Origin of the sequence: Paenibacillus sp. VTT E-133280, from assembly GCF_002264385.1 — a bacterium.
In the GTDB taxonomy this organism is placed as follows: Bacteria; Bacillota; Bacilli; order Paenibacillales; family Paenibacillaceae; genus Paenibacillus_AQ; species Paenibacillus_AQ nitricinens.
On sequence record NZ_NFUX01000036.1, the window covers coordinates 63,585 to 70,671 of the forward strand.

The following is a 7,087-nucleotide window of genomic DNA, read 5'->3' on the forward strand; positions in this document are numbered from 1 at the left end:
ATGTATAAAATTACACCAAAAACTCGATCAAGGGTGTTAACCTTTGACCGAGCCTGCTACCATACCTTTCATAATTTGCTCTTGAAAGATCAAAAAGATGACGATGGTTGGTATTGCAGCAATAAACATCGCTCCCATTGTTAAGCTGTAGTCCGTTCCGAATCCGTCGGAGAAGAGCGACAAGCTGAGGGGCAGCGTCTTCAGCGCTTGAGAATTAATAAAGACGAGCGCGAAGGAGAAGTCATTCCAAAACCTTAAAAATGCAAGAATTGTAATCGTAGCCACGATTGGCAGAGACAGCGGGAAAATGATGCGTCCGAAGATTCCCCACCAGCCATTGCCGTCGATCATCGCCGCTTCCTCTACTTCTCTTGGAATAGATACGATGTAGGCCATTCCGAGGAAGATTGCAATTGGTAACTCAAATGCCGTATAAGGCAGAATGAGTGACCAGTACGTATTCAGCATCCCGAGCTTGTTCATGAAAATAAACAATGGAACGAGTGTGCTATGAATTGGAATGAGCATGCCGAGCAAGAACAATCCTTTTACAGCTCCACTCCACTTGAATGGGAATCGGGCAAGCACATAAGCAGCAAGCATGCCGAGCACAATAGTTAGCAGTAGCGCTGACATAGTAACTACTGTGGAGTTGAGCACCGCCCGGCCCATATTTCCGAGATCCCATGCCCGGGTTATGTTGTCGAGCTGCCAATGCTGCGGCCAGGAATAAGGACGATTGAAAAATTCCTGATTCGACTTGAATGCACTTATTCCTAACCAGTATAGCGGATACAATGTAATTATGGCATAAAATAACAGAATGATTTTCGCAATTCCGGAAATCGGCTTACGTAACAGCGAGCCCCTCCTCTTCTCCGACCGAGCGTTTATCATTACTTGCATAGCGATTCACTCCTTCATCGGCCGGGCTAACATTAGCCGACCGCCCATTACCCGCGTCTCTTCGTGATGATGTGATTTAGGCCAATGAGCACGGCGCTAATCAGAATAATCATTGTGGATACCGCAGAGCCGTAGCCGTAACGGTATACCGTAAAGGTGTTATTGTACATATATGTGGCGAGCAATTCTGTAGATTGTGCAGGTCCGCCACGCGTCATGACGATAACATGGTCGAATGCCTTTAAGCTCCCAGATATGCACAGTACGATGGTTACAACAACCGTTCCCCAAATCATCGGGAGCGTTACGAAAAATAGCTTCCTCCAACCAATCGCCCCATCGATCTTCGAAGCATCATTAATTTCCGAAGAAATATTTTGGAGTGCAGCGATGAAAATGATAAGATATGGCCCGATATTTGCCCAGTTAATCGGAATCGATACGGCAAACATATTGATTTTAGGGTCGTCTAGCCAAGTTCGAGTCCAAGATTCCAGTCCCAGCGTCTCCAATAATTGATTCAGTAAACCAATTTGCGGGTGATAAATATAACCCCAGATAAGGCCGACGACGACTGTAGACAGCACCATCGGGAGAAATACGGCGGAGCGCATCAAGCGATTGAACATCGTGTTCTTAAGCAGGAGCAATGACAGCAGCAATGCGACCGATACTTGACCTATTACTGCCGAGACAACAAGGATCAGATTGTTTTTCAGCGCTCTCCAAAAAACAGGGTCCTCTAATATCATTCGATAATTATCCAACCCGATAAGCTTGGCAGCACCGAGTCCCTTCCACTCAAAAAACCCGTAGTACGCTGACCAAAAAATCGGGACGATCGCAAAGATGATAAAAATGAGTAGTGCAGGAAGCAGCGCCATGATGACGAAGCTTCTGCTGCGCAATGATGCAGGCATGGCGGCAGCCTCCTTTACTTGCTTTTGTCTGATTACTTTTTAGTCGAACGCGCTTGCGCATCCTGCAGTTTTTTAGCAACATCCTCCGGCTTACCACCCATCATAAGCTCTTGAAGACCGTTGTTAATCACCTCGCCTGCTTCAGCAGATAAATAGGCGTCATATACCGGTGTAATTTCAGAATTCACAGCCAATTCGTAAGCTTTGAAGTAAAGCGGGCTTACTTTCGACTTATCCAGTTCTACTTTGTACATAACCATCGAGTTGCTTTCTGCAATCGCCTTTTGGCCGTCCGGTCCGCTTACTGCGTAGATTAGATCAAGTGCTGCCTGCTTTTGTGCACCTTTTGTATTTTTGTTAAGCGCGAAGCCAGCGCCAGCGCCGCCCGAAAGTGTATTCGCTTTGCCTGCTCCACCTTCGATGCCAGGCATAGTTGTGACTTCGATAGGTGCTAATTGCTCAGGTGTTGAGGATGCTGCAAGATTCGTAAGTGACCATGCACCGTTAATCATCATGGCTGCCTTGCCTTGAATGAAGTATTGCTCTGCCTGTGTGTTGTCGATGCTGTTTGCGCCATCTTGAAACGCTTTATTGTCAACGAGCTCTTTGTACTTACCCAATGCATCAATGAACACAGAATCTGTAAAAGACGCTCCATCTTGAGCTGCAGCTTTCAAAAACCATTCCGTGCCTGTCACGCGGTCAGCCAACGAACCGATAATCGTCGATTGTGCAACCCATGGCGCTTTATTGCCGAGGGCAATCGGCGTAATGCCGTTGTCGTTGAACGTTTTGATCGCAGTCATCATCTCTTCCCAAGTCGTCGGCACTTTTACACTATGCTTCTCGAAAAGATCTTTATTGTAATACATGAACGAAGTTGCTGACATCCCGAGCGGTGCTGTGAAAATTTGTCCTTTTTCAAACTCATAGCGGTCGAATGCCCCTGCCAAGAAATTGTTCTTCCATTCTGGGTATTTATCCATCAACTCTGTAATCGGTTGAAGCTTCCCGGCATCATAGAACTCTTGGGATTGGCTGCCCGCATAGACGAAAAATACGTCTGGCATTTCATTTGCTGCAGCCACTGTGCTTAGGCGTTGACGATAACCGTCAACCGGGATCGCTTGCGCGTCTACCTCAACATCTGGATGTTCCGCTTTATACTTGTCGATCAGGTCTCTAACCGCTTTGGCACGAAGGTCATCACCCGCGAAGTTATGCCATATTGAAATTTTCGTCTTTTCTTCAGAGCCCTTGTTGCCTTCATTGCCCTGCTCCGTTTTTCCGCCATTGTTGCAAGCGGTTGCCAAAAGGGCAATCATCAAGATAATTGTCGTTACAAACGCAAATCTCTTCTTCATTCGAATATTCCCCCTTTAGTGATAACCCTAGTATAGATAAGACAGACGATAAGTCGTAGGGGGGATAATTAAGCGCTTACGGGGGATATTTTCACCTTCGGCCATTCATCTTGATCGATATTGCGAAGGTGTTTCACCACTGTACCGCTTAAAAAGCTGGTTAAAATGCTTCATATCCTCGTAACCTACCCGCCTAGCGATCTCGCTTACCTTCGCCGGCGTTTCCTTCAACAAACGGCTAGCCCATTCCATTCTCGCTTCCGTTACATACTCAATATAGTTTTTACCTGTTTCCTGTTTAAACAGCTTGCTAAAATAGTTTGGATTCATATGTACGCTTGCCGCTACCTGTGCCAAAGACAAGCTGTCAGCAAGATGCTCGCGTATATAAGCCACAGTTCGGTTTATGGCTTCATTTCTGCTCCCATTTAATCGTTCATACTGCGCATGGATTGCAAGCAGCATCTGCTGCAGTATTTCTTCTGGATTCGTTGAAAGCAGCTTCATATCCAGCTGTTCAAGCTGCGGAAGCTTCGGCATCGATTGACCCACGGATGCCGCTGCACGCTCTAACCAGCGGTATCCCCCAACGATCAACGAATGCAAATACGCTTGAACCGAACTAGGCGTCGCTTCCGTATCCTGCCTAATGCCCGCCAGTTCACCTTTAATCCACTGCTGTACGACTTCTCGGCTTCCGCTTCTCAGAACGGCGGTTAACTTACTCTCCACTTCTTCCGTACAAACGGTCCGCATTCCTTTCCGGTCTTTAATATCCTCATAAACCAGCAGCCTTGCTTCCTCTGCTAACCATCGGAAAGAGGTGGTATGTTCGGCGGTACGAAGGGACTCCCTCAATTCTGCCACATTGCTGGCCCATACACCGCATGCTGCAAAAAAAGGCTGGCGATAAACGCGCTCCGCCCGCTCCATCGACGCCTTAACCAATCGCTTCGCGCCCGGCTGCCCCCTGCGGAAAATAAGCAGCCATCCATATTCCCAATCCAGAATGACACAGCCAAGTGAATCCCTAATCATCGCAGCCGCCTCATTCATTTCACTTTCCGTCTCCTCCTTCATGGTCAGTGGAGACGCTGATGTCACTAGCCATAGCTCTAGCTTCTCCATATCCGATCCGAGCCTCAGCTCAGGATAATAGATCAACAGTTCCTCACTTTCACGCTCCGTCAGGAGATTGTCCCCGCGAAGAAACCGATCTAGCTGCTTCCAACGGAATGCCGTTTGATGGATGGCGCCTTGATGATCAGCCTCCCTTCTGCTGACGATACGCTGCTTCACGCGCATAACCGCAGTCATGATATCGCCAGGACGGCTATTTTTAAGCAAATAATCACTTATGCCTTCCCGCATCGCTTGCTGTGCATATGCGAAATCATCGAATCCAGACAATATAACAATTTCAATGTAAGGAAAATTCCGCTTAACCTCACGAGATAATTCCAATCCCGTCATTCCCGTCATCCGAATATCGGTTAGAATGATGTCAGGACACTCAACCGGAATGCGCATCAAAGCTTCCTCTGCGGAAGCAGCCGGCACAAGCAGCTCAATGCCATTCTCTTCCCATTTAATAACCGTGCTAATGCCGGTCCTAATAATGACTTCGTCATCTACAATTAAAAGCTTCATATGCAGACTCTCCTTCTTCCCCACAAAGGTTGCAATCTATTTGATTTCTGATTGGAGCGGAATAATCGTAAAGCTAACTTTAGTGCCGCTACCTTCTGCACTTTCAATCCGCAAGCCAGCTTCGTGCCCATAATGAAGCTGTAGCCGATTATGCACATTACGCAATCCGTAGCTGCTGCCTGCCGAGTCATTATTCTTCAGCGGATCAATGCCCAAATTTGCGCTTATCTTCTCCCTTAGCAGCTCCACTCTTTCCTTACTCATGCCGACACCATCATCCTGAACAATAAATGTTATACGCTCTCCCGCAGACAACGCTTTAACAATAATGCTTCCTTTACCCTCTCTTTTCAAAATGCCATGAAGCATCGCATTTTCAATTAGCGGCTGGAGCAGCAGCTTCAGCATTCTCAGATCCAGCAGCTCCGCCGGAATATCCGCCTCGTAATCGAATTTATCTGGATATCGAATGGACTGAATCTTCACATAATGATCTACATGCAGAATTTCTTGGCTGATTGCACAATATTCCTGTCCCTTATTTAAACTGAACCGAAGAAAATCACTCAATGAGCCAACCATATCCGCGATTCTTTCTTCTCCCTTCATTAGCGCCATCCAGTGGACTGACGACAACGTATTATATAGAAAATGCGGATTGATCTGCGCTTGAAGCGCCGACATATCTGCTTCCTTCTTCAACGCTTCGTTCAGCTTCACCTCATCGGTTAAATTAATAATTCGCGAGCTCATCCGATTATAGCTAATAATCAGTTGTCCAACCTCATCGATTGATGTGACGGGCAGTGTCGGCAGCGGCTCGTCCGGGCTGGAATTTCTAAGAAACTTCGTTAATGCAGACAGCGGTTTCGTCACCTTTTGAATAAGTACAAGGACGAAAGCGATGACAAAGAGCATGGAAATGCTGACTGCAATTGCAGTTAACGTTAAAAAATACTGGTTCTGCGCTCTGTAAGCTTTTGCCGGAATGATCCCTACGAGCCTCCAGTTAACATTCGGCATCTGATAGTACAGTACTGTACTCCGTTCCTCCGCTTCCCGGTAATCGAACGAACCCGATTTCCCCTTGAAATCAACTATTCCGGGGAAATACTCGTTTAAGTTCTTGTTAGTCGAATATCCTTCTGGCCCAGCCAATATCTGATTTTGTCCGTCCAACAGCAGGGCGACGCCTTCCCCCTCTAGTCCAGCTTGCTTTAAATGGTTAGAGATAACCGATTGCGTCAAGCTAATTTTAAGCATGCCGATACTGTAATATTTGGATGTGCTGCGAATCGGCCGCGACATCGTAATGACATCCTCCTTACCGTCCGACGTAACGAAATGATGCACCGGAGACCACCACTTGGGATATTCTTCATAATAACCGGGATATTCGCTCTGAATATCGGCCCATTCTGAATCGAGTACGGATCTGAAGGAAACCGACGGTTTGTTATCTTCATTCGATTCAATCATGACATTGGCGATATATGGTTTGGAAATCGATAATGTTGTAAGTAAATTAACGATGGAGGTTTGCTTTAACAAATCATATTCCGGTGTTTTCAAATAGCTTTGGACATCCGGGTGGCCGATGAGGAATAGTGATAGATTCTCAACATCGCTCACCATATTTTCCAAATAGGCCCCAATTTGCCGAAGCGTGTTCATGCCTGAACTTTTCGCTTTCTCCTCCGTTAAACTTTCAGCAATATAATAGGAGAACAGTCCCAGAGACAACACCGGTACCAATACCGAAATAATAATCAACAAGCTCAGCTTCTGCTTTAACGATTTACCCAACCAGTTTTCCATCGTATCCTCCGTTCATTACCTTTATGCTCTGTAGCCAAATTGTAGCTTTCATAACTTCTCAGAAAATATGTTTGCGCTTTCATAATACCCTAAGTCACACGTCCCGACTAGAGTCTATTGTTGGCTTGATGAAGCAATGCCTGGTCTTGAGGTCGTCGATGTACCGGGAGAGAGCACTGGATCTTACCTCAGCGCAAAAAAATAGACCGCCCTCTCACAAAGGAATACGGTCTATTTCCTGACTGATCATGCGAAAGCCGCTTCCCTTAAAAGCGGCTTTTGCACCGGGAGCTATGTTTCCGCACGGCTCTCCTTGCAATGAACGTTTTTTCTACCCAAAGTATAAAAAGCCACTCCGTCCCTAAACAACAAAAAAACGGCATTTCTGCCGTTTCTTTTAGGATGGACTCTCAGGGGCTCGAACCCTGG

The 7,087-nt window shown here is 46.5% G+C and carries 5 protein-coding genes; all 5 read right to left on the reverse strand.

From position 1 onward, the window contains the following. Window positions 1-36 precede the first annotated feature (36 nt). The 5 genes from CA600_RS16625 to CA600_RS16645 all read right to left on the reverse strand — a co-directional run bounded on the left by CA600_RS16625 (window position 37) and on the right by CA600_RS16645 (window position 6,658). Entirely contained in the window at window positions 37-897 is an 861-nt protein-coding gene (locus tag CA600_RS16625; protein WP_373455888.1) for a carbohydrate ABC transporter permease, read from the reverse strand. A 56-nt stretch (window positions 898-953) separates the two neighbouring features. Next, window positions 954-1,826, reverse strand: coding sequence for a carbohydrate ABC transporter permease (locus CA600_RS16630; protein WP_094871496.1), 873 nt, complete (start codon window positions 1,824-1,826; stop codon window positions 954-956). 32 nt (window positions 1,827-1,858) lie between these two features. Continuing rightward, a complete protein-coding gene (locus CA600_RS16635; protein ID WP_373455889.1) occupies window positions 1,859-3,196 on the reverse strand; it encodes an extracellular solute-binding protein in 1,338 nt (445 codons plus the stop codon). A gap of 99 nt (window positions 3,197-3,295) precedes the next feature. Beyond that, window positions 3,296-4,840 carry a helix-turn-helix domain-containing protein gene (locus CA600_RS16640; RefSeq protein WP_094871498.1) on the reverse strand — a complete coding sequence of 515 codons (1,545 nt, stop codon included), beginning with the start codon at window positions 4,838-4,840 and terminating at the stop codon, window positions 3,296-3,298. A gap of 36 nt (window positions 4,841-4,876) precedes the next feature. Continuing rightward, complete coding sequence (locus CA600_RS16645) at window positions 4,877-6,658, reverse strand: sensor histidine kinase (RefSeq protein ID WP_094871499.1); 1,782 nt, start codon at window positions 6,656-6,658, stop codon at window positions 4,877-4,879. Window positions 6,659-7,087: the final 429 nt, after the last annotated feature.

Bases quoted from the DNA above. Each gene is read 5' to 3' on its own strand.
- CA600_RS16645 (WP_094871499.1), bottom strand. From the start codon at position 6,658: ATGGAAAACTGGTTGGGTAAATCGTTAAAGCAGAAGCTGAGCTTGTTG.
- CA600_RS16640 (WP_094871498.1), bottom strand. From the start codon at position 4,840: ATGAAGCTTTTAATTGTAGATGACGAAGTCATTATTAGGACCGGCATT.
- CA600_RS16625 (WP_373455888.1), bottom strand. From the start codon at position 897: ATGATAAACGCTCGGTCGGAGAAGAGGAGGGGCTCGCTGTTACGTAAG.
- CA600_RS16630 (WP_094871496.1), bottom strand. From the start codon at position 1,826: ATGCCTGCATCATTGCGCAGCAGAAGCTTCGTCATCATGGCGCTGCTT.